Source organism: Achromobacter arsenitoxydans SY8 (assembly GCF_000236785.1).
Classification (GTDB): Bacteria; Pseudomonadota; Gammaproteobacteria; order Burkholderiales; family Burkholderiaceae_B; genus Achromobacter; species Achromobacter arsenitoxydans.
Window position 1 is genome coordinate 183,414 of sequence record NZ_AGUF01000013.1, and the last position, 22,791, is coordinate 206,204.

Genomic DNA, 22,791 nt, shown 5'->3' on the forward strand with positions numbered 1-22,791 from the left:
AATATTGGGGTGGGAATCGCTGGCGATACTATACGCCGCGCCATCAGCGCGCCTTGCCCAGCTTGTCCAGCGCCAGATTCAGCTTGAGCACATTGACCGCGGGCTCTCCCAGCACGCCCAGCCAGGGGCGGTCGGTGTTGGCCTGGATCAGCGCATCCACCTGTTCGCGCGGCAGGTTGCGCGCGCGCGCCACGCGTTGCGCCTGGTAGGCCGCCGCCGCGGGACTGATGTGGGGATCCAGCCCGCTGCCGGACGCCGTGACGAGATCCACCGGAACGGGGACGGGGTTGTCGGGGTCGGCCGCCTTCAGCGCGGCGATGCGCGCCTGGATCGCCTCGGCCAGCGCGGGGTTGCGCGGGCCCAGGTTCGAGCCGCCGGAGGCCGCGGCGTTGTACGGCATGGGGGCGGTGGCCGACGGGCGGCCCCAGAAGTACTGCGGCGACGAGAAGGACTGGCCGATCCATTCCGAGCCGACGACCTTGTCGTCCTGCATGATGAGGGAGCCGGCGGCTTCGTGCGGGAACACCGCGGCGGCAATGCCGCTGGTCAGGAACGGATAGGCCAGGCCGGTCACGAGCGACAGTGCGGCAAAGACGGTCAGGGCGGGGCGCAGGATGCCGCCTTGACGCGGCGCGAGGGGAGCGGGTTTCATGATGGATTCCTTTCAGTTGGCGCGGTATCAGGCCCAGCCGAGCGCGGCCAGGATCATGTCCACGAGCTTGATGCCGGCGAAGGGGACGAGCAGTCCGCCCAGGCCGTAGATCAGCAGGTTGCGGCGCAGCAGCACCGAGGCGCCCAGGGGGCGGTAGCGCACACCGCGCAGCGCCAGCGGGATCAGCACGACAATGATCAGCGCGTTGAAGATCACGGCCGACAGGATGGCCGAGGCCGGCGTCGTCAGTCCCATGATGTTCAGCACATTGAGCTGCGGATAGACCGTGGCGAAGGCGGCAGGAATGATGGCGAAGTACTTGGCTACGTCGTTGGCTACGCTGAACGTCGTCAGCGCGCCGCGGGTCATCAGCATCTGCTTGCCGATTTCGACGATCTCGATGAGCTTGGTCGGGTTGGAATCCAGGTCCACCATGTTGCCGGCCTCCTTGGCCGCCTGGGTGCCCGAATTCATCGCCACGGCCACGTCGGCCTGCGCCAGCGCCGGCGCGTCGTTGGTGCCGTCGCCCGTCATCGCCACCAGCCGGCCTTGCGCCTGGTAGTCGCGGATGAGCTTGAGCTTGGCTTCCGGAGTCGCTTCCGCCAGGAAGTCGTCGACGCCGGCTTCCGCGGCGATGGACGCCGCGGTGAGCTTGTTGTCGCCCGTGATCATCACGGTCTTGATGCCCATGCGACGCAGTTCGGCGAAGCGCGACTGGATGTCCGGCTTGACGATGTCCTTGAGCTCGACGACGCCCAGCGCGCGGTTGCCGTCGCTGACCATCAGCGGCGTGCTGCCGCGTCGCGCCACGTCTTCGGCCAGGCGCAGCGCCGCGTCGGGAACGGCGGCGTCTTGCGCTGCCAGCCAGGACTGGATGGCGTCGACCGCGCCCTTGCGGATCATGCGGTCGCCCAGGTTGACGCCGCTCATGCGAGTTTGAGCCGTGAAGGGCACGAATTCGACCGCGGCGAGGTGAGCCGCGGGCGCGTGCAGGGCCCGGTCCGCCAGCGCCACGATGCTGCGGCCTTCCGGCGTCTCGTCGGCCATCGAGGCCAGCCGCGCGGCATCGGCGAGTTCGCGCGCCGATACCCCGGGCGCCGGCAGGAAGGTGGAGGCCTGGCGGTTGCCGAAGGTGATCGTGCCGGTTTTGTCCAGCAGCAGCACGTCGACGTCGCCGGCGGCTTCGACCGCGCGGCCCGATGTGGCGATCACGTTGGCGCTCATCATGCGGCTCATGCCCGCCACGCCGATGGCCGACAGCAGGCCGCCAATGGTGGTGGGAATCAGGCAGACCAGCAGGGCGACCAGCACCGTCACGGTGACGGCGGCGCCGCCGCCCGCCGCGGACACCGCGTAGATCGAGAACGGCATCAGCGTGACGACGACCAGCAGGAAGACCACGGTCAGTCCCACCAGCAGGATGGTCAGCGCCAGCTCGTTGGGCGTCTTCTGACGCTTGGCGCCTTCCACCATGGAGATCATGCGGTCCAGGAAGCTCTGGCCGGGATCGGCCGCGATGCGCACGAAGATCCAGTCGGACAGCACGCGCGTGCCGCCCGTGACGGACGAGAAATCGCCGCCGGACTCGCGGATGACGGGCGCGGATTCGCCCGTGATGGCGCTTTCGTCCACCGAGGCCACCCCGGCGACGACCTGTCCATCGCCGGGGATGGTGTCGCCGGCCTCGACCAGCACCACGTCGCCGCGGCGCAGCAGGCCGGAAGGCTGGCTGACCGCCTTTGCGCGCCATTGCGCGGGCTGCGCATGGCCGGCGTCCTCATCGCGAAAGCCCTTGAGCAGCTTCGCGTCGATGGTGGTGCGCAGGCCGCGCAGCGTGGCCGCCTGCTGCTTTCCCCGGCCCTCGGCGAGCGCCTCTGCGAAGTTGGCGAACAGCACGGTGAACCACAGCCACGCGGCGATGGCGAGGATGAAGCCGGCGGGGGCTTCGGCCTGGCCGCGCAGCGCCATGATCCACAGCGCCGTGGTGAGGATGCTGCCCACGTAGACCACGAACATGACGGGGTTCTTGATCTGCGCGGCGGGCGAGAGCTTGCGCAGGCTGTCCAGCAGGGCGGGGCCGACCAGCGCGCCCGACCACATGCCGAACGGGCGTTCGTTCGCGCCGGCCGAGGGCGCGCGGGCCGCGCCGCCGCCGGCGCTGGTAGTTGGCATTTCAATTTTGGCCATTTTCATTCTTAGCCTTTGCATCAGGGTTGCAGATGTTCCGCGACCGGGCCCAAGGCCAGCGCGGGCACGTACGTCAAAGCGCCCACCAGCAGCACGGCGCCGATCAGGAGCACGACAAAGAGGGGACCCGTCGTGGGCATGCTGCCGGGGCCGGCAGGAAGCCGGCGTTTGGCGGCTAGCGAACCGGCCATCGCCAGCACGGCGACGATGACGGCGAACCGGCCGAACCACATCGCGATGCCCAGCAGGACGTTGTAGAAGGGCGTATTGGCGGACAGGCCGGCAAAGGCGCTGCCGTTGTTATTGGCCGCCGAGGACAGCCCGTACAGGATTTCCGAGAATCCATGGATGCCGGGATTCAGCACGCCGGCCTGGCCGGCGGACACCGACACCGCAAGCGCGGTTCCGCCGAGCACCAGCAGGGGCGTGGCCAGGATGACGATGGACACCATCTTCATGTCATAGGCTTCGATCTTCTTGCCCAGGTATTCCGGCGTGCGCCCGATCATCAGTCCGGCGATGAAGACGCCCAGGATCGCGAAGGCCAGCATGCCGTACAGGCCCGAGCCCACTCCGCCGTACACGACCTCGCCAAGCTGCATCAGCAGCATCGGCGACAGGCCGCCCATCGCCGTCAACGAGTCGTGCATGCCATTGACCGCGCCGCAGGACGCGGCCGTGGTGATCGTGGCGAACAGCGAGGTGGCGGCGATGCCGAAGCGGGTTTCCTTGCCTTCCATGTTGCCGCCAGGCGAATAGGCGCTGAGCGCGCTGTCGGCGCCGGCCTGCGCAGCCATGGGATTGGGCTGCTGTTCAAACCAGGCGGTGGACAACGCGAACACGGCAAACAGCGCCGTCATCGCCGCCAGGATTGCGATGCTCTGGCGCCGGCTGCCAACCATTTCGCCGAAGGAAAAGCAGAGCGCGGCGGGGATGGACAGGATGGCCAGCATCTGCAGGAAGTTCGACAGCGGCGTGGGGTTCTCGAACGGATGCGCCGAGTTGGCGTTGAAGAAGCCGCCGCCGTTGGTGCCCAGCAGTTTGATTGCTTCCTGCGACGCCACCGGGCCCATGGCCAGGGTCTGCGTGCGTGCGACGACCGGGTCCGTGACCGCCTGGCCGGCGGCGTCCAGGACCGGTTGGCCCTGGGCGTCCAGGCGCGGCTGGTCGTAATGCACGGCCTCGACCGTCTGGACTTCCTGGTAGGGGCTGAAGTTCTGGATCACGCCCTGGCTGACAAGGGCCAGCGCCAGCACCAGGGACAGCGGCAGCAGCACGTAGAGCGTGCAGCGGACCATGTCGGCCCAGAAATTGCCCACCGTGGCCGAGCAATGCCTGGCCAGCCCGCGGATCAGCGCGAACAGCACGGCGATGCCGGTGGCGGCCGAGACGAAGTTCTGCACCGTCAGCGCAAGCATCTGCGTCAGGTAGCTCATCGTCGCCTCGCCGCCGTAGCCCTGCCAATTGGTGTTGGTGACAAAGCTGATGGCGGTGTTCAGGGCGGAATCCGGGGTCACGGCGCCCATGCCGGCCGGATTCAGGGGCAGCATGCCCTGGACGCGCTGCAGCGCGTAGACGGCGGCAATGCCGATGATGTTGAAGACAAGCACGGCCAGGGCGTAGCGCTTCCAGCCCATTTCGGCCCGGGGGTCGATCCCCGCCAGCCGGTAGATGCCGCGCTCGATCGGACGGCCCCAGGCAGTCAGCCTGGAGCTTCCGTTTTCCATGGCGATGCGGATGTAGCGCCCGAGCAGGGGCGCGATCGCAAGCAGGACTGCCAGGTACAGGACCAGCAGCCCGACGAATTCGGCGGTCATCAGAATTTCTCCGGTTTGAATAGCGCGACCAGCAGGTACACGAACAGCAAGGCGGCCGTCAGGCCGCTCAGCCAGTAAAGCCAGCTCATGACGGCTCTCCCGAAGACAGGGCTTCGCAGAATCGGAGCAGGGCGCAAGTCAGCCCTGCCATGACGGCGAAGATGGCGATATAGATGGCATCCACGTTTTTCCTCCCCGGGAGCCCGGCTCCCTTCGAACGGCTGACCCGTGCGGCGAATGCGGATGAGATCCGCGCGGGCGCAGCGACCAATCAGGACACCGGCAGGTTACGGAGCGGGGGGTAAAAACGGGGTATAGCTTGGGAGGAGGGGTGTAAACAGGATATAAAGACGCCCGCGAGCGCGGCGTTTCATGCCCGGATTCGGGCATCGGGGACTGGGCAGGCTTGCACCGGGAACGCCATCCGGCATGCTCACTAACTGAGCAGTCCTCAAGATTTAGGCCAAATGCCGGCTGGCAGGTGGAAAAAAATCCCAATATTTAGAACAACGAGCCGAAAATGCACTTATATGGTGCAGAGAATATGTAAATGAATGCTCCGTCTTAGGGCATTCCCCTAGTGTGACATTCCCGCATCTGGTGCAGAATCTCTTCCCATGCAGGTGAGGAGACAAAGCCCTGCATGGGCAAATACCGGCGGCACCGGTACATAAAAAAAGTAAAGCAGTACTCAAAAAAAGCAAACGCACAACGGCTGGCACCAGGCAGTGCCAGCCGTTGTCGCATAAAAAGCCGGCATTTCAAGCTTCAGGGCTTTTCAAGCGCTGCGTTTGGCGATATTTAGATGGGGTCCTGCTCATCCTAGCTATGCCGCAATCGCGCCTATCTACGTCCCCGTCGAGTTCCACGCCCTATTGGCGCCGCAACCTGCGGCTGATCCTGTTGCTGCTTGCCGCCTGGGCGGCGCTGACATTCATTCCCTCTTTCTTTGCGCGCAGCCTGAGTTTCGACTTCATCGGCTGGCCTTTCGCCTTCTGGATGGCCGCCTATGGCGCCCCGCTGGCCTACCTGATCATCATCGCCGTTTACGCCCGGGTCATGAATCGCGCCGATGAGCGCGCCGAAGAAACCGGGGAGCAGCGCTGATGCCGTTTTTCAGCGGAGACACTCCCCAGCAATTCCGCATCCGCCTGCGGCGCATCTATGTGCTGTACACGGCTGGCTTCGCGCTGATGATCCTGCTGATGGCGCTGGCCGAGATCCTCGGCATGCCGCGCAACTGGATCGGCTACGTGTTCCTGCTGGTCACGGTCAGCCTGTACGCCGGCATCGGCATCGTCTGCCGCACCTCCGACCAGGTGGAATACTACGTAGCCGGCCGCCGGGTGCCGGCCATTTACAACGGCATGGCCACGGCCGCCGACTGGATGTCGGTGGCGTCCTTCATCGGCGTGGCCGGCACGCTGTACCTGACCGGTTACGGCGGACTGGCCTACATCATGGGCTGGACGGGCGGCTACGTGCTGGTGGCGATGCTGCTGGCCCCCTACCTGCGGCGGTTCGGCCAGTACACCATTCCCGACTTCATGGGCGCGCGCTACGGCGGCAACCTGCCGCGCCTGGCCGGGGTGGCATGCGCCATCCTCTGTTCGTTCACCTACCTGGTGGCCCAGATCTACGGCGTGGGCATCATCACCACGCGCATGACGGGCATTTCATTCGAACTGGGCATCTTCGTGGCGCTGGGCGGCATGCTGGTCTGCTCGTTCCTGGGCGGCATGCGGGCCGTCACGTGGACGCAGGTCGGGCAGTACATCATCCTGGTCATCGCCTACCTGGTGCCGGTGATCTGGCTGTCGGTCAAGCACACCAACATGCCGCTGCCGCAACTGTCGGGCGGCGCGGTGCTGCAGCAGGTGACCGAAAAAGAGGCCTACCTGCAGAACGATCCGTCCGAGATCGAGGTGCGCCGGATCTGGCAGCAGCGCGCCGACGAGATGTCGCGGCGCCTGCAAACCCTGCCCGAGTCCTTTACGCTGGAAAAGGACAAGCTGCGCAGCCGCCTGGCCCAGTTGAACGCCGGGGACGCGCCCATGGTCGAAATCCGCTCGGCCGAGCGCGAGCTGGCGTCGTATCCGGCCACGGTCGAGGACGCGCGCGCCGCCTGGTCGCAGGCCAAGGCGACCTTCGAGGCGCGCGCCGCGCCACCCACGCCGCACGCGGAGCCGTTCCCCGCCAAGGATCCCGAGGAACAGCGCAATATGCGCATCAACTTCCTGGCGCTGGTGCTGTGCCTGATGCTGGGAACCGCCGGCATGCCGCATATCCTGATGCGCTCATACACCACACCGTCGGTCATCGAGGCGCGCAAATCGGTGTGCTGGTCGCTGATATTCATCCTGCTCCTGTATTTCATGGCGCCGGCCTTGGCGCTGCTGGTGAAGTTCGAGATCTACACGCAGGTCGTGGGGTCGAATTTCCTCAGCCTGCCCAACTGGGTGCATGCCTGGAGCGCGGTCGACGCCAATCTGCTGGACGTGACCGACATCAACCGCGACGGCGTGGTGCAGCTCAGCGAGATCAGCATGGGGGCGGACGTGGTGGTGCTGGCCATGCCAGAGATCGGCGGCCTGCCCTACGTGATTTCCGGCTTGGTGGCGGCCGGCGGGCTGGCCGCGGCCCTGTCGACCGCCGACGGCTTGCTGCTGACCCTGTCCAATTCCCTGTCGCACGACATGTGGTACCGCGTGGTCTCGCCGCGGATGTCGGCCGCGCGCCGGGTGATGGTGTCCAAGATCCTGCTGCTGGTTGTGGCCTTCGGTGCGGCCTGGGTGGCGGCGCGCAAGCCGGCTGACATCCTGTTCATGGTGTCGGCGGCGTTCTCGTTTGCTGCGTCGTCCTTCTTTCCGGCGCTGGTCATGGGCGTGTTCTGGCGGCGGGCCAACAAATGGGGCGCGACGCTGGGCATGGCGGCAGGCCTGGCCGTGACATTCGCCTATATGACGCACACGCACCCCTGGCTGCGGGAGTCGGTGCTGGGCATTTCGCGCTCGCAGCCGGTGGACCTGTGGTGGGGCATTCAGCCCATCGCGGCGGGCGTGTTCGGCGCGCCGGTGGCGTTCCTGACGATTATCGTGGTTTCCCTGCTGACGCCGCCGCCCGATCGGGCAACGCTGGGGCTGGTGGACTACCTGCGCAATCCCGACGCGCGCAGCCCGCGGGCTGAAAACCCCTAGCGGGCGGCGCCCTCAGTGCGAGACGGATTTCGAAAACACGTTCATCACCACCACGCCGGCGATGATGAGCCCGATGCCGATGAGCGCGGGCGTGTCCAGGTGCTGTTTGAACAGCACCGCGCCTACGATGGAGATCAGCACGATGCCCACGCCGGACCAGATCGCGTAGGCGATGCCAACGGGAATCTCGCGCAGGGTCAGCGACAGGAAATAGAACGAAATCAGGTAGCCGAACACGGTGACGATGGACGGCATCAGGCGGGTGAAGCCTTCAGAGCCCTTCAGCGCGCTGGTGGCGAAGATCTCGGCGATGATCGCCACCCCCAGGTAGAGCCATTTCATTTGCGTGATCCTTCGGACTGTCGCAGCAGCACCAGCAGGGCGCCCGCGCCGCCTTCGCGCTCCGGCGCCTCGGAAAACGCCATTACTTCCGCCTTCTGCACCAACCAGGTGCGCGCCTTGTCCTTCAATACCGGTTCCAGGCCCTGCGAGTTGTAGCCCTTGCCGTGCACGATGCGCACGCAGCGGATGCCGTGTTCCTGGCATTCGTCCAGGAACGACAGCAGGGCGTGGCGCGCCTGTTCGACGCGCAGCCCGTGCAGATCCAGTTCGGCGCCGGCGCGCCATTGGCCGCGGCGCAGGTTGCGCGCCGTGTCGGGCGCGGCGTCGCTGCGCACGAAGGCGGTGCCGCCTTCGGAAAGCAGGTGCGTGATTTCGCCGCCGTCGGAGACGCCGGCATCGGCCCGGGTGGGCGTTTCGCCCAGGGCGTTGGCGCGGCGCAACGCCGGCGCGGGTTCCGCCACCGGCTTGTGCTCGACGCGGGCGTCATGCTTGAGCGGCGTGACCGACTTCATCGTGCGCTGAAACGCCGCCATGTCGTCCATGGGGGCGGACTCGGGCTTTTTCTTCTGCAGCGCCGCCCGCTGCTGGGCAAGGGCGGCGCGTTCGCGTTCGGCCTGGAGATCTTTCTTCAGGCGCTTCAGGTCGGCCAGGCCGACCTTACTGCCCCGCATTCTCCAGCCACCGCTGTGCGTCCAGAGCGGCCATGCAGCCCGTGCCGGCGCTGGTGATGGCCTGGCGATAGACGTGGTCCTGCACGTCGCCGGCGGCGAACACGCCCGGCACCGAGGTCATGGTGGCCATGCCGGACAGCCCGCTCTTGGTGACGATGTAACCGTCCTTCATTTCGAGCTGGCCCTGGAAGATTTCCGTGTTGGGCTGGTGGCCGATGGCGATGAACGCGCCGGTGACGGCCATGTCTTCGGTGGCGCCGGTGTCCACGTGGCGTACGCGCACGCCGGTAACACCGCTGTCGTCGCCCAGGACTTCTTCCAGCGTGTGGAACAGCTTCAGTTCCATATTGCCGGTTTCGACTTTGCTCATGAGCTTGTCGACCAGGATGGGTTCGGCGCGGAATTTGTCACGGCGGTGGATCAGGGTGACCTTGCGGCAGATATTGGACAGGTACAGCGCTTCTTCGACGGCCGTATTGCCGCCGCCGACCACCACTACGTCCTGGTTGCGATAGAAGAAACCGTCGCAGGTGGCGCAGCCCGACACGCCGCGGCCCATGAAGGACTGCTCGGACGGCAGGCCCAGGTACTTGGCCGAGGCGCCGGTCGCGATGATGAGGGCGTCGCAGGTGTAGATCTTGCCGGTGTCGCCCGTGAGGGTGAACGGGCGCTTGGAGAGATCGACCTTGGCGATGTGGTCGAACAGCATTTCGGTGTTGAAGCGTTCGGCGTGCTTCTGGAACCGCTGCATCAGGTCCGGGCCTTGCACCCCATCCGCGTCCGCCGGCCAATTGTCGACGTCGGTGGTGGTCATGAGCTGGCCGCCTTGGGCCAGACCTGTAACAAGAACAGGGTTCAGATTGGCGCGTGCCGCATAGACGGCCGCCGTGTAACCGGCGGGGCCGGATCCGAGTATCAAAACTTTAGCGTGCGTAGGCGTGGACATGGGCGGGTATCTTTAGGTTAACGCCCAATTATAATGAGCCGCATGCCGCGTATCTCGACTGCTTCTCCGCGCGCCTCGCGCAACACCCGCAACGGACCTTCGCCCCTACAGACGCGCATTTCCGCGTTGTTGCGCGAAGCCCGCTGGATCCTGTTCGCCGCCCTGGCGGCCTGGCTCACCCTCGTGCTGGCCACCTGGAGCCCGTCCGACCCTGGCTGGTCGCATTCGGTGCCGGGCGAAGTCGTGCACAACCAGGGCGGGCGCCTGGGCGCCTATCTGGCGGACATTCTTCTCTATCTTTTCGGTTTTTCGGCGTGGTGGTGGGTAGTTTTGCTGCTGCACCGCGTGCGCGCCGGCTACCGGCGCCTGGCCGCGCAGTTGCGCGTCTCCAACAGTAAGCAGCCCGAAGTGCTGCCCCGCGTCCACTGGGAAGAGGGCATCGGCTTCTTCCTGCTGATGATCGGCTCGCTGGGCATGGAGGCCCTGCGCCTGGCCAGCCGCGGCACGCACCTGCCCGGCGCGTCCGAAACCGCCAGCGGCGCGGGCGGGGTCATCGGCCAGATGCTTTCCGACCTGATCGGCAACAGCATCGGCTTTACCGGCGCCACGCTGGCGTTCCTGGTCATGCTGGCTATCGGGCTCAGCCTGTTTTTCTCGTTTTCGTGGCTGTCGGTGGCTGAGCGCGTCGGCGCCTGGCTGGAAGGCCTGGTGCGCCGCGTGCGCGATTCCTACACCGCCCGCCAGGACCGCAAGGTCGGCGAAGTCGCCAAGGCCGTGCGCACCGAACAGGTCGTGGCCAAGCAGGAAAAGCTGGTCCACGAGCAGCCGGTCCGCATCGAACCGGCCATCACGGTGGTGCCCAAGTCAGAGCGGGTCGAAAAGGAAAAGCAGCAGTCGCTGTTTTTCGCGCCCGCGCCCGGCGCCGAGGGCGACCTGCCGGCCATCAGCCTGCTGGACCCGCCCCTGAACAACCAGGAAACCGTGTCGGCCGAGACCATCGAATTCACCTCGCGCCTGATCGAAAAGAAGCTGGCCGACTTTGGCGTGTCCGTCACCGTGGTGGCGGCGCAGGCCGGCCCGGTCATCACCCGCTACGAAATCGAACCGGCTACCGGCGTGAAGGGCAGCCAGATCGTCAATCTGGCCAAGGACCTGGCGCGCGCCCTCAGCCTCGTCAGCATCCGGGTCGTGGAAACCATTCCCGGCAAGAACCTGATGGGGCTGGAACTGCCCAATCCGCGCCGCCAGATGGTGCGCCTGTCCGAGATCCTGGGGTCGCAGACCTACCATGCCAGCCATTCCGTCGTGACCATGGCGCTGGGCAAGGACATCGCCGGCAATCCGGTGGTGGCCGACCTGGCCAAGATGCCTCACCTGCTGGTGGCGGGCACCACGGGTTCGGGCAAGTCCGTCGGGATCAACGCCATGATCCTGTCGCTGCTGTACAAAGCCGACGCCTCGCACACCCGCCTGATCCTGATTGATCCGAAGATGCTCGAAATGAGCGTCTACGAAGGCATCCCGCATCTGCTCGCGCCGGTCGTCACCGATATGCGCCAGGCCTCCAACGCGCTGAACTGGTGCGTGGGGGAAATGGAAAAGCGCTATCGCCTGATGAGCAAGATGGGCGTGCGCAACCTGGCGGGCTACAACACCAAGATCCGCGACGCGATCAAGCGCGAAGAGCCGATCCCGAATCCGTTCTCGCTGACCCCCGACCAGCCCGAGCCCCTGACGCCGCTGCCCACCATCGTGGTGGTCATCGACGAACTGGCCGACCTGATGATGGTGGTGGGCAAGAAGATCGAAGAACTCATCGCCCGCCTGGCGCAGAAGGCGCGCGCGGCCGGCATCCACCTGATTCTTGCCACGCAGCGTCCCAGCGTGGACGTGATCACGGGCCTGATCAAGGCCAACATCCCCACGCGCATCGCGTTCCAGGTGTCGTCCAAGATCGACTCGCGCACCATTCTTGACCAGATGGGCGCGGAAACCCTGCTCGGCCAAGGCGACATGCTGTACATGCCGCCGGGCACCGGCCTGCCGGTGCGCGTGCACGGGGCCTTCTGCAGCGACGACGAAGTCCATCGCGTGGTCGAAAGCCTGAAGGCGCAGGGCGAGCCGAACTACGTCGAAGGCCTGCTGGAAGGCGGCCTGGACGGCGACGGCGCCGAGGGCGCCAGCAGCGTCACCGGCATTGGCGGCGACGCGGAATCGGATCCGATGTACGACCAGGCCTGCGAAGTGGTGCTCAAGCACCGCCGCGCTTCCATTTCGCTGGTGCAGCGCCACCTGCGCATTGGTTACAACCGTGCGGCCCGGTTACTCGAGCAGATGGAGCAATCGGGTATGGTGTCGGCGATGCAGTCCAATGGCAACCGCGAGATCCTCGTTCCCGCCACTGCCGCCGCACGAGAGGAAGCATGAAGAAGACGTATCAAAGCTTGGCCGCCGTTGCGGTCCTGTGCCTGTCGCCGGCGCTGGCTTTTGCCGCCAGCGCGCAAGAGCAGTTGCGCGCTTTCGTGGCGACGGTCACCTCCGCCACCGGCTCGTTCTCGCAGTACACCGTGAACGACCAGGGCCGCACCCAGCCCGCGCAGACCGGCGTCTTTTCGTTCCAGCGTCCGGGCAAGTTCAAGTGGGCGGTGCAAAAGCCGTACGAGCAACTGGTCATCTCCGACGGCCGCCAGGTGTTCCAGTTTGATCCGGACCTGGCCCAGGTGACCGAACGCAAGGTCGACGCCGCCATCGGCACGTCGCCCGCGGCGATCCTCTTTGGCTCGGGCTCGCTGGAACAGTCCTTCGACGTGTCCGCGTTGCCGGCGAAAGACGGCGTGGATTGGCTGCGCGCCAAGCCGCGCACTGCCGACGCGGGCTTCTCGCGCGTCGACATCGGCATGAAGAACAACCTGCCTGTGCGCGTGGAATTGCTGGATTCCTTCGGCCAGACCACCCGCGTGGACCTGTCGGGCATCCAGGCCAATCCGACGCTGCCCGCCAAGGAATTCCAGTTCACCGCGCCCAAGGGCGTGGATGTGGTGAAGATGTAGTCGCCTGCGGAAGCAGCCCCCTTTGGGGCGGCTAGCCCACGTTAGTGGGCGCGGCGTGGGGGCGCTTATACGCCACACAATCCACTTCGACCTTCGCGTCCACGACCAGACTCGACTGCACGCAGGCGCGCGCCGGTGGATTCGCCCCGAAGTATTCCTTGAACACCTTGTTGAACGACGCAAAATCGCGCGCGTCGTCCAGCCATACGCCGCAGCGCACCACGTGTTCGGGGCCGTAGCCGGCTTCCTTCAGGATGGCCAGCACCTGCTGGATGGCCTTATGGCTTTGCGCCACGATGCCGCCTTCGATCACCTCGCCGTTGTCCATCGGCACCTGGCCGGACACGTACAGCCAGCCGTCGGCCGCGACTGCGCGGGCGAAGGGCATGTGCGAGCCGCCCTGGCCGGTGCCGCCGGCGACGCCGTAGCGGGTGATGCCGTTGCTGTCGGGAGTGGGGGTAGCGCTCATGGGATGTTTCTCCTGGTTCGGAAGGTATTGAATGGGGCAGGCGGCCTACGCCTAGGCGTCCGGCGCCTGGGAATAGGACGCCCGCAGGTCGCCGCTGCGCGGCAGCCAGCGGCCGGCGCGCTCGCCGGTGGCCTGGCCGCTGCGGTAGGAAAGCACGCCGTTCACCCAGACGGCCTCGATGCCTGCCGCGGTCTGGACCGGATCGGCAAAGGTGGCGCGGTCGATGACGGTGTCCGGATTGAACAGCACCAGGTCCGCGTGGTAGCCCTCGCGCACCAGGCCGCGGCCGGCCAGGCCGTAGCGGGCGGCCGACAGCCCGGTCATCTTGTGTACGGCGCGGGCCAGCGGGAACAGGCCCACGTCCCGGCTGTAGTGGCCCAGCACGCGGGGAAAAGCGCCCCACAGCCGCGGATGCGGCATGGGATCGTTCGGCAGGCCGTCGGAACCCACCATGGTGAAGGGGTGCGACAGCACGCGGCGCACGTCGTCTTCATGCATGTTGTGGTACACCGCGCCGGCCGGCTGCAGGCGTTCTGCCGCCTCCAACAGGGTGACGCCCCAGTCGGCCGCGATGGCCGCCAGCTTGCGCCGCGCCTGTTCAGGGTGGGGCTCCGACCACGTGATGTCGATGTCGAACTCGTCCGTCACCTGCTTGAGGTCCAGCGTGGACGAGCTGGCGGAATAGGGATAGCAGTCGCAGCCCACATGCTGCAGGCGGCTCGCGCCTTCCAGCTTGAACAGCACTTCCCGGGTGCGGCCCCAGTTGCCGGCGCCGGCGCACTTCAGGTGCGACACCACGACAGGCACGCGCGCGTGCAGGGCGATGTCGAAAGCCTCCTGCATGGCCTCCAGGATGGCGGCGAATTCCGAACGCAGGTGCGTGGTGTACAGCGCGCCGAACTCGTCCAGCGCCTCGGCCAGCAGCTTGACCTCTGCCGTGTCGGCTTCGAAGGCCGAGGCATAGGCCAGGCCCGTGCTCAGCCCGATGGCGCCGTGCGCCAGCGCATCGCGCAGCTGGTCGCGCATCGCCAGCACTTCTTCGCGGGTGGCGGCCCTGTCCAGCCGGTCCATGTGGTTGTTGCGCAATGCCGTGTGGCCCACCAGCGCGGCCACATTTACGGCGGGCCGCGCGGCCTCGATGGCGCGCGTGTAGTCGGCGAAGGTGGGGTAGCTGAAGTCTTCCCGCTTGCCCAGCAGATTCATCGGGTCCGGCGGATCGCCGCGCAGCGACACGGGCGAGGCGCTGATGCCGCAGTTGCCCACCACGACCGTGGTGACGCCCTGCGACAGCTTGGGCAGCATGTCCGGCGTGCGGATGACGTTGGTGTCGTCGTGGGTATGGACGTCGATGAAGCCCGGCGCCAGCGCCAGATCCGTGCCGTCGATGATCTGGCGGGCGGTTGCGCAGGGCAGGTCGCCGATGGCGGCGATGCGGCCGTCGGCCAGCGCCACGCTGGCGCGGTATTCCGGGCCGCCGGCGCCGTCCAGAATGCGCACATTGCCTATGAGGGTGTCGTACATCTTGTGTTCCAGGTTCAATCGCCCAGCGGCAGGCGGTTCGGACCGCCGCGGTGCTCGTCCAGCGCCAGCTTGATGCGGCGCAGGCGCTCGCGGTTTTCCTCTTGGTTCAGCATGGCCAGTTCCGTCGACAGCAGGTCGATGGCCAGCATCATCGCGTAGCGCGATGCCGAGGGCTTGTAGATGAAGTCGGTCTCGTGGGTGCGAATGGGCAGCACCACGTCGGCCAGTCCGGCCAGTTCGGACGATGCGTCGGTGATGGCGACGAGGCGCGCGTTGTATTGCTTCACGATGCGCGCGGCGCCGACGATCTCGGGCGTGAGGCCGGAGGCCGACAGGACCAGCACGGCGTCGCGCTCGTCCAGGGTGGCAGCGACCATGCGCAGCAGTACGGCGTCGCTGTACACGGCGATGGGATAGCCCAGGCGCACCAGGCGCGACTGGACTTCCTGCGCCAGCACGGCCGACGCGCCGCCCATGCCGAACACGTAAATCATGCGCGCGCCGTCGACGATGGACGCCGCCGCCTCGAACAGCTGCTCGGTGAACGTGGGCAGGTGCGCGCGCAGCGTGCTTTCGATGTCGGCGTAGATGCGCGCGTAGAACGTGCTTTCCTCGGCCGGCGCGCTGGGATCCAGAAATCGGCTGCCCACTGTGCTGGCCTGCGCCAGCTTCATTTTCAGGTCGCGCGTATCGTCGCAGCCCACTGTGCGCGCAAAGCGCGAGATGGTGGCGATACTGACGCCGGCCTTGGCGGCAAGCTGGTCCACCGTGGCGCTGGCGCTCCAGATGATGTCGTCCAGGATGGCGTCGGCCACCTTGCGTTCGGTCACGCTCAATGCGTCCCGCCGACTGCGTATCTGGAAGACGATGTCGCGGATGATGTTCATGTGTGGTTCCTGGATCAATTCGGGCGGGGCGCCGGCGCTAGGCCCCAAGCGCGGGATCGTCGAGGCGTATGCAGGACACGTAGTGGCCAGCGCTAACGCCCACAGCCGGCGGCACGGCCGCCGCACAGGCGTCGATGGCGTGCGGGCAGCGAGTGCGGAACACGCAGCCGGAAGGCGGGTTGACCGGGCTGGGGATGTCGCCCTTGAGCAGAATACGCGATCGCGGGGCGCGCGGGTCCGGGACGGGCGCGGCGGACAGCAGCGCGCGGGTATAGGGATGGCGGGGGCGGGCATAGACCTCGCTGGTCGGCCCGCGCTCCATGACGCGGCCCAGGTACATCACCACCACGTCGTCGCACAGGTAGTCCACCACCGCCAGGTCGTGGGCCACGAACAGCATGGTCAGCCCCAGGTCGCGCTGCAGATCCTGCAGCAGGTTCAGCACCTGCGCTTGCACCGACACGTCCAGCGCGGACACCGGCTCATCGGCCACAATGAAATCCGGTTCCACCGCCAGCGCCCGCGCGATGCCGATGCGCTGGCGCTGGCCGCCCGAGAATTCGTGCGGATAACGGCGGCTGTGGTCCGCGTTCAGACCCACGCGCTCCAGGAGTTCGCCGATGCGGGCGGAACGGCGGTCCTGCGCCAGCTTGTGCGTGTTCAGCGCCTCGCCCAGGATCTCGGCTACCGTCATGCGCGGATTGAGACTGGCGTAGGGATCCTGGAACACGATCTGCATGCGGCGGCGCCACGGCAGCATCTGCTTTTCGTTCAGCGTGGTGATGTCCTGCCCGTCGAACACGATGCGCCCGGCGGTGGGTGCGAACAGGCGCAGCAGGGCGCGGCCGGTGGTGGTTTTTCCGGAGCCGGATTCGCCCACCAGGCCCACGATGGTGTTGCGGGGCACGTCGAAACTCACGCCGTCCACGGCTCGCACGACGGGCGCATTGCGCGCCTGGGAGGTCGGGAAGTGGACCTTCAGGTCCTCGATCCGCACCAGTGGCGCATCGGCGCGGGCAGTCGGATTGCTGGTCATATCGGGTTCACCTTGATGCAGCGCGCGCGGTGTGCGGCCTGCACGGTCACGAGTTCGGGCACGCCGGCGCGGCAGTCGTCCGCGGCCAGCGGGCAGCGGGGCGCGAAGGTGCAGCCGGCCGGCAGCGACAATACGCTAGGCACATTGCCGGGAATGGCGCGCAGACGTTCACCGGAAGCCAGCAGCGCGGCCGTGGGCAGACAGGACAGCAGTCCCCGGGTATACGGATGCGTGGGCTTTTCGAACAGGCCGTAGACCCCGGCATCCTCCACCACGCGGCCGGCGTACATGACGGCCACGCGGTGCGCGATCTCGGCCACCACACCCAGGTTGTGCGTGATGAACAGGATGCTCATGTTCATCTCGGCCTGCAGGCGGCGCAGCAGGTCCAGGATCTGCGCCTGCACGGTCACGTCCAGCGCCGTGGTGGGCTCGTCGGCGATCAGCACGGCCGGGTTGCAGGCCAGGGCCAGCGCGATCATCACGCGCTGGCGCATGCCGCCCGACATCTGGTGCGGGTATTCGTTGACGCGGCGGTCGGCCGCGGGGATTTCCACGCGCTCCAGCATCTCGCGGGCGCGCTTGAGCGCCGCCGCGTACGAGCCGCCCTCGTGCTGCAGCACGGCCTCGGCGATCTGGTCGCCCACCGTGTACAGCGGGTTCAGGCTGGTCATGGGCTCCTGGAAGATCATGGCGATCTCGGCGCCGCGGATCTTCTGCAGCGTGGCGGGCGTGGCGCGCGCCAGGTCGTGCTGCGCGCCCTGGCGATCGCGGAACAGGATCCTGCCGGCCTCGATGCGGCCCGCCGGCTTGGGCAGGAGGCCCATGATGGACAGGCTGGTCACGGATTTGCCGGAACCGGACTCGCCGACGATGGCCAGCGTTTCGCCGCGGGCCAGATCGAAGGTCACGCCGTCCACGGACTTGGCGATGCCGTCGCGGCTGTGGAACCAGGTTTTCAGTCCTTCCACGGACAGCACGATGTCTCGGGTGCTTGCCGTCATGATTACAGCTCCTTGCGCAGGCGCGGATCGAGGACGTCGCGCAGGCCGTCGCCCACCAGTTGCAGCGACAGCACGGACAGCACGATGGCGATGCCGGGGAAAATCATGATCCAGTCCGCCGAGCCCATGTACTGCTGGCCGGCGTTGATCATGGTGCCCCAGGTCGGGATGTCGGGCGACACGCCCACGCCCAGGAACGACAGGCCGGCCTCGGCCAGGATTGCATAGGCGAAGATGAAGGTGCCCTGGACCAGGATGGGCGACACCAGGTTGCGCAGCACGTGCACGGTGACGATGCGCCAGGTGGGCACGCCCAGGGCGCGGGCGGCCTCCACGAAGGGCAGCTCGCGGATCACCAGGGTGGATGCCCGCACGATGCGCGCCAGGCGGGGCGTATAGACGATGCCCAACGCGATCACGACGTTGACCAGCGACGGTCCCAGCGCCGCCACCAGCGAAATGGCCAGCAGGATGTCGGGAAACGCCATCATCGCGTCGATCAGGCGCGACACGAACTTGTCGGCCGTGCGGAAGAAGCCGGCGATGAGGCCCAGCGCGATGCCCAGCACGCTGGACACGATGACGACGGAAAAGCCCACCATCAGCGACAGCCGGCCGCCGTAGATGACGCGGCTGAAAACGTCGCGCCCGAAATCGTCGGTGCCGAACCAGTGTGCGGCGCCGGGCGCTTTCAGCCGGTTCATGATGGACAGCTTGAAGGGATCGTGCGGGCTGATCCACGGCGCCAGCAGCGCGGCGGCGGCCAGCACGATGATCACGATCAGGCTGATTAGCACCGTCTTGCGCGACACCAGCAGGCGCAGCACCTGCCAGCGGTCGGCGCCGGCGGCGGTATGAGCGGTAGTTGCGATGGCCATTCTAGTAACGAACCCGTGGGTCGACGACCAGGTACAAGAGGTCGATGAACAGATTGATCAGGACGTAGATGGCCGCGATGATCAGCAGCGCGCCCTGGATGACGGGGTAGTCGCGGCGCAGCACCGCCGACACCACCAGGCTGCCCACGCCGGGCAGTCCGAATACGGTTTCGGTCACGACCGCGCCGCTGATGAGCAGCGCGGTGGTCAGGCCCAGCACCGTCAGGATGGGGATCAGCGCGTTGCGCACCGCGTGCTTCAGGATGACCTTGCGTTCGGGCAGTCCCTTGGCGCGCGCCGTGCGCACGTAGTCGTCGCGCAGCACGTCCAGCATGCTGGCGCGGATGAAGCGGGTGATCAGCGCCGAGTTCACCAGGCCCAGCACTACTGCGGGCAGGATCAGGTGCGACAGGCGGGTGGCCATTGAAGCGTCCGGCCCGCCGTAGCCGGCCACCGGCAGCCAGCCCAGCTTGACGGAGAAGACCTGCATCAGCAGCAGTCCCAGCCAGAAGCTGGGCACGCTGGACGTGAACATGGAGAACGACAGCACCGACTGGTCCAGCGTGGTGCCGCGCTTGACCGCAGACAGGATCCCGACCGGCAGCGCGATGGCGCTGGCGATCAGCAGCGACATCAGCGTCAGCAGGATCGTGGGTTCGGCCCGGTCGGCCAGCGCCGACAGCACCGGCTTGTTCATGAAGATGGACTGGCCCAGGTCGCCTTGCACAAGTTTGCCCAGCCATGACACGTACTGCACGGCCACGGGCTGGTCCAGTCCCAGCTGCGCGCGCAGCGCGGCGATGTCCTGCTGGCTGGCCTGCGGGCCCAGCATCACGGCGGCCGGATCGCCGGGCGTGACGCGGATGATCACGAACACGATGGTCGCGACGATGAACATCACGGCCACCAGCCCGACCAGCCGGTTCAAGAGATAACGCAACACGGTGGAATCCTAGTGGTCAGCGCGCGGTGGCGCGCAAGTGTCTACACCAGCGGGCGGCGGCGGCCGCCCGCTGCGCCGGCGTTTACTTGGGCGCCTTCCAGGCGTTCCAGAAGTACGGCCACGGCACGGCCCGCGTGCCTTGCAGCGACGGCGAGCGCGCGGCCTGCGCGTTGAAATCGCCGATCTTGATGAACGGCACTTCGTCGTACACCGCCTGCTGCACGTCCGCCCAGCGCTTGACGCGCTCTTCCTGCGTGCCGGCCTGGTTAAAGGCGTCCAGCACCTGGTTGCGGCGCGGCGTGTCCCACCAGCCCGGCGCGTCCTTGGAAGGGAAGTCGATCAGGGCCGGTTCGGGCAGGAACGGGCTATGCGTGATGAAAATGTCCCACACGGCGGGATCCTGCCGGCGCTGCGTCAGCGTGGCCCAGTCCACCACCTGCATGTCCACCGTGAAACCGGCGGCCTTCAGGTATTCGGCGGCCACCAGGGCCATCTTGTAGTGGAACTCGTATTGCTGGCTGGTCAGGATGCGGATCTTGCGGTCCTGCACGTTGGCGCCGTCCACCAGCTTCTTGGCGGCCGCGGCGTCGGCCTTGTTGTAGACCTTGCCGCCCAGCGATGTTGCCCACGGGTAGCCTTCCGGATACAGGTCGCCGTTGAGCTTGTAGAAGTTCTTGTCGCCGAAGGCGGCGAACAGCATGTCTTCCTCGTTCAGGGCCAGCTGCACCGCCTGGCGAACGGCCTGGTTCGACATGATGCCCTGCTTGGTGTTGAGCACCAGGCGGGGCCAGCCGAAGGGCTTGAGCATCACGGGATCGGAGCGGCCGTTCTTCAGCTTGGGCAGCGATTCCACGGGCAGCGAATCCACGTAGTCGAACTGGCCGGCCACCGCGCTTTCGACACGGGTGTTCGCGTTGCTCACGGGCACGAAGCGGATTTCGTCCAGGTATTGCTTGCGCGCGCCGCCGTAGCCGTCAGGTTCGCCTTCGCGCTGCTTGTAGCCGTCGAAGCGGACCAGCTGCACGTACTGGTCGGGCACGCGGGCCTTCAGCTGATAGGGGCCGGTGCCGACGAATTCGGTCAGGGCCGGCGCGATCTTGCCCTTGGGCATGACGACCGCGGCGCTGTTGTTCATCGCCAGCAGGGCGGTCAGCGGCGCATAGGGCTGCTTCAGGGTGATGCGGATCGTGTTCGCGTCCGGGGCTTCCAGGTTCGCGATGATCTTGGCGGCCATCTTGCCGCGCGTGGCGGTCTCGGTCCAGCGCTTCAGGGACGCCAGCACGTCGGACGAATCCATCTTGGAGCCGTCATGGAACGTGATGCCCTGGCGCAGCGGGATCGTGTAGACCAGCCCGTCGGCCGACACCTCCGGCATCTTGTCGGCCAGCAGAGGCGTCAAGTTCCACTTGGCGTCGAACGTGTAGAGCGTCTCGAAGAAATGCTGGGTCAGGATGCCCACCAGGTCCGCGGTGCTGGTCATCGGGTCGAGCGTCGGCGGCTCGCCGATGGTGGCGACAGAGATCGTGCCTCCCTTGACCGGCGTGGCACAGAGGGCGGGGGACGACAATGCGGTCAAGCCAATTGCGCCGGCCGCGAGCAGGCTCTTCAGCCCACCGCCTCGCCGGGAGGTACGGAAGTTCATGATTCTCTCTCCAGAGGGTCAGAAACAGGTTGTCGCTTGGTATGGGTCGCGCGCCGGGTTTCCTGGTGCTGCGGGCCCCCTTCGGGCCTGGCGCGGTGCCGCGGGCAGGGGGCTAGAAAAACGTTTCGGCAACGCCGGCGACGCGGTACTGCTCGTCGACCAGCAGGACCTGGCGCCATTTGTCGAACGTCAGGCAGGGATGGGAGATATCGAAGGCGATCATGTCGCCGACCTGGATGTCGTCGCCGTCGCTGATTTGCATGAAGGCGTGCTGGTCCATCATGGCCGTCAGCTTCCAGTGCGCCGGCGCGGCGCCGGGCGCGTCCTGCCCGGGCCGGTACAGCAGGGCGGGGGCGGGCAGGCCGGCGTCGAAGGCGGCGTCGCGCTTGCCCAGCGCGATGATGGCGCGGCCGGGTTCGGGCAGCGACTGCACGTAGGCCCACACCTGCAGGGCGGGCTGCAGGCCGGGTTCCATCTTGCGGGCGACCGGATTGTGCGCGTTGATGCGCTCGGCCGCTGTGCGGTAGATGCCGACATCGTGCGACAGATAGCAGCCCGGGCGCAGCACCACTTCCAGCGGCGCGCCAATGTCCAGCTGCGAGAATTCCTCGGCGACGACGTCGAACCACGCGGAGCCGGCGCCGGAGATGACGGCCGGGCCGCTCTTGCGCAGCCGGCCGGCGGCGGCAAGCCCGCGCAGCGCAGCCGTGGCGCGGCGCAGGAATGTGCGGATGGCGCTTTCCTCTTGCAGCACGCCTTCGTAGACCTCGATGCCGGCCAGCGCCAGACCGGGCCAGCGGCCGATTTCCTCAGCCACGGCCTGCAGTTGCGCGTCGTCGCGCACGCCGGTGCGTCCCCCCGTGGGACCCAATTCGATCAGCACCGGCAACACCAGGCCTTGTTCGCCGAAGTACTTGCCGAGCTGGGCGGCATTGGCCGCCGAATCGACGATGCAGAAAAAGGTGAAGGCGGGATCCCGCAGCAGGCGGGCAATGATGGCCATGTTGGCGCGGCCCACCAGCTGGTTGGCCATGAGCACCCGGCGCACGCCGTGCTGGTACGCGGCCAGCACCTGCGGCGCGGTGGCCAGCGTGATGCCCCAGGCGCCGTTGTCGATCTGGCGCTTGAACAGCGCGGGGCTCATCGTGGTCTTGCCGTGCGGGGCCAGCTTGACGTGGTAGGCCTCCATGAACTGCTGCATCCACTGCAGGTTGTGGCGCATGCGGGCCTCGTACAGCACGGCTACGGGCAGGCTCACGTCCTCGTTCAGCAGATTCCAGTTCAGCGCGGCCACGTCGCCGGTCGTACAGGATTCGGGGAAGGCGCCCAGGCCTTTGCCGTTGACGTCCAGGGGGGCTGCGGGGAAGGATGCGTTCGTCATGGCGAGGGCCCGGTTTGGAAAAGATTTACGTCAAATCTGATTTTTTTCATTATCGTGAAAGAAATTTACAACGGGCAGCTAGGAGTTTCCCGTAGTCGGCGCGCGGCCGACAATGGGAAAATAGTTCCACGTCTGGCGTGCCGCCGCTGCGCGCCCTGGCGCCCCTAC

At 66.8% G+C, this 22,791-nt stretch carries 20 protein-coding genes; 4 read left to right on the forward strand and 16 right to left on the reverse strand.

Features of this window, described 5'->3' with window-relative positions; all coding sequences use genetic code 11:
* Nucleotides 1-43: 43 nt before the first annotated feature.
* Genes kdpC through kdpF form a run of 4 tightly spaced genes read right to left on the reverse strand, consistent with a single transcriptional unit; the run spans nt 44 to nt 4,745 of the window.
* Nucleotides 44-652 (reverse strand): potassium-transporting ATPase subunit KdpC, encoded by a 609-nt coding sequence (gene kdpC / locus KYC_RS03370; protein WP_008158834.1) that lies wholly within the window; start codon nt 650-652, stop codon nt 44-46.
* A gap of 27 nt (nt 653-679) precedes the next feature.
* Nucleotides 680-2,839, reverse strand: a complete 2,160-nt coding sequence (gene kdpB, locus KYC_RS03375; RefSeq protein WP_043517431.1) for a potassium-transporting ATPase subunit KdpB — start codon at nt 2,837-2,839, stop codon at nt 680-682.
* Nucleotides 2,840-2,859: 20 nt separating this feature from the next.
* Nucleotides 2,860-4,656 (reverse strand): potassium-transporting ATPase subunit KdpA, encoded by a 1,797-nt coding sequence (gene kdpA / locus KYC_RS03380; RefSeq protein WP_008158837.1) that lies wholly within the window; start codon nt 4,654-4,656, stop codon nt 2,860-2,862.
* A complete protein-coding gene (kdpF, locus tag KYC_RS03385; RefSeq protein WP_035183859.1) occupies nt 4,656-4,745 on the reverse strand; it encodes a K(+)-transporting ATPase subunit F in 90 nt (29 codons plus the stop codon). The genes kdpA and kdpF overlap by 1 nt, the downstream gene beginning before the upstream one ends.
* A gap of 739 nt (nt 4,746-5,484) precedes the next feature.
* Here kdpF and KYC_RS03390 point away from each other — a divergent pair.
* Together KYC_RS03390 and KYC_RS03395 are read left to right on the forward strand one after the other, a co-directional pair.
* The gene (locus tag KYC_RS03390) at nt 5,485-5,763 is read left to right on the forward strand and encodes a DUF4212 domain-containing protein (protein WP_008158840.1); all 279 of its coding nucleotides are present in this window, start codon (nt 5,485-5,487) and stop codon (nt 5,761-5,763) included.
* Complete coding sequence (locus tag KYC_RS03395; protein WP_008158841.1) at nt 5,763-7,853, forward strand: sodium:solute symporter family protein; 2,091 nt, start codon at nt 5,763-5,765, stop codon at nt 7,851-7,853. Before KYC_RS03390 ends, KYC_RS03395 begins: the two co-directional genes overlap by 1 nt.
* A 12-nt stretch (nt 7,854-7,865) precedes the next feature.
* Here KYC_RS03395 and KYC_RS03400 read toward each other — a convergent pair whose 3' ends face one another.
* From KYC_RS03400 to trxB, 3 genes are read right to left on the reverse strand one after another with little or no spacing between them, the layout of a single operon-like run.
* Nucleotides 7,866-8,195: a DMT family transporter gene (locus KYC_RS03400; RefSeq protein ID WP_008158844.1), complete on the reverse strand. Its 330-nt coding sequence runs from the start codon at nt 8,193-8,195 to the stop codon at nt 7,866-7,868.
* Entirely contained in the window at nt 8,192-8,866 is a 675-nt protein-coding gene (locus KYC_RS03405) for a Smr/MutS family protein (RefSeq protein ID WP_008158846.1), read from the reverse strand. Before KYC_RS03405 ends, KYC_RS03400 begins: the two co-directional genes overlap by 4 nt.
* Nucleotides 8,853-9,812: a thioredoxin-disulfide reductase gene (gene trxB / locus KYC_RS03410; RefSeq protein ID WP_008158848.1), complete on the reverse strand. Its 960-nt coding sequence runs from the start codon at nt 9,810-9,812 to the stop codon at nt 8,853-8,855. Before trxB ends, KYC_RS03405 begins: the two co-directional genes overlap by 14 nt.
* A 42-nt stretch (nt 9,813-9,854) precedes the next feature.
* Between trxB and KYC_RS03415 the strand changes: the two genes are divergently transcribed.
* Nucleotides 9,855-12,239, forward strand: a complete 2,385-nt coding sequence (locus KYC_RS03415) for a DNA translocase FtsK (protein ID WP_085945411.1) — start codon at nt 9,855-9,857, stop codon at nt 12,237-12,239.
* The gene (gene lolA / locus KYC_RS03420; RefSeq protein ID WP_008158852.1) at nt 12,236-12,862 is read left to right on the forward strand and encodes an outer membrane lipoprotein chaperone LolA; all 627 of its coding nucleotides are present in this window, start codon (nt 12,236-12,238) and stop codon (nt 12,860-12,862) included. Before KYC_RS03415 ends, lolA begins: the two co-directional genes overlap by 4 nt.
* 31 nt (nt 12,863-12,893) lie before the next feature.
* Here lolA and KYC_RS03425 read toward each other — a convergent pair whose 3' ends face one another.
* From KYC_RS03425 to KYC_RS03465, 9 genes are all read right to left on the reverse strand, one after another.
* Nucleotides 12,894-13,331: a RidA family protein gene (locus KYC_RS03425; protein ID WP_008158855.1), complete on the reverse strand. Its 438-nt coding sequence runs from the start codon at nt 13,329-13,331 to the stop codon at nt 12,894-12,896.
* 51 nt (nt 13,332-13,382) lie between these two features.
* Entirely contained in the window at nt 13,383-14,852 is a 1,470-nt protein-coding gene (locus KYC_RS03430; protein ID WP_008158857.1) for an N-acyl-D-amino-acid deacylase family protein, read from the reverse strand.
* A gap of 14 nt (nt 14,853-14,866) precedes the next feature.
* Entirely contained in the window at nt 14,867-15,739 is an 873-nt protein-coding gene (locus tag KYC_RS03435) for a MurR/RpiR family transcriptional regulator (protein ID WP_008158859.1), read from the reverse strand.
* Nucleotides 15,740-15,776: 37 nt separating this feature from the next.
* Nucleotides 15,777-16,775: an ABC transporter ATP-binding protein gene (locus tag KYC_RS03440; RefSeq protein ID WP_008158861.1), complete on the reverse strand. Its 999-nt coding sequence runs from the start codon at nt 16,773-16,775 to the stop codon at nt 15,777-15,779.
* A complete protein-coding gene (locus KYC_RS03445) occupies nt 16,772-17,779 on the reverse strand; it encodes an ABC transporter ATP-binding protein (protein WP_008158863.1) in 1,008 nt (335 codons plus the stop codon). The genes KYC_RS03440 and KYC_RS03445 overlap by 4 nt, the downstream gene beginning before the upstream one ends.
* Nucleotides 17,780-17,781: 2 nt before the next feature.
* Nucleotides 17,782-18,657 (reverse strand): ABC transporter permease, encoded by an 876-nt coding sequence (locus tag KYC_RS03450; RefSeq protein ID WP_008158867.1) that lies wholly within the window; start codon nt 18,655-18,657, stop codon nt 17,782-17,784.
* Between the two features lies 1 nt (nt 18,658).
* Nucleotides 18,659-19,600, reverse strand: a complete 942-nt coding sequence (locus KYC_RS03455) for an ABC transporter permease (protein ID WP_008158869.1) — start codon at nt 19,598-19,600, stop codon at nt 18,659-18,661.
* 82 nt (nt 19,601-19,682) lie between these two features.
* Complete coding sequence (locus KYC_RS03460; RefSeq protein ID WP_008158871.1) at nt 19,683-21,242, reverse strand: ABC transporter substrate-binding protein; 1,560 nt, start codon at nt 21,240-21,242, stop codon at nt 19,683-19,685.
* A 112-nt stretch (nt 21,243-21,354) separates the two neighbouring features.
* The gene (locus tag KYC_RS03465; RefSeq protein ID WP_008158873.1) at nt 21,355-22,623 is read right to left on the reverse strand and encodes an amino acid deaminase; all 1,269 of its coding nucleotides are present in this window, start codon (nt 22,621-22,623) and stop codon (nt 21,355-21,357) included.
* Nucleotides 22,624-22,791 lie beyond the last annotated feature (168 nt).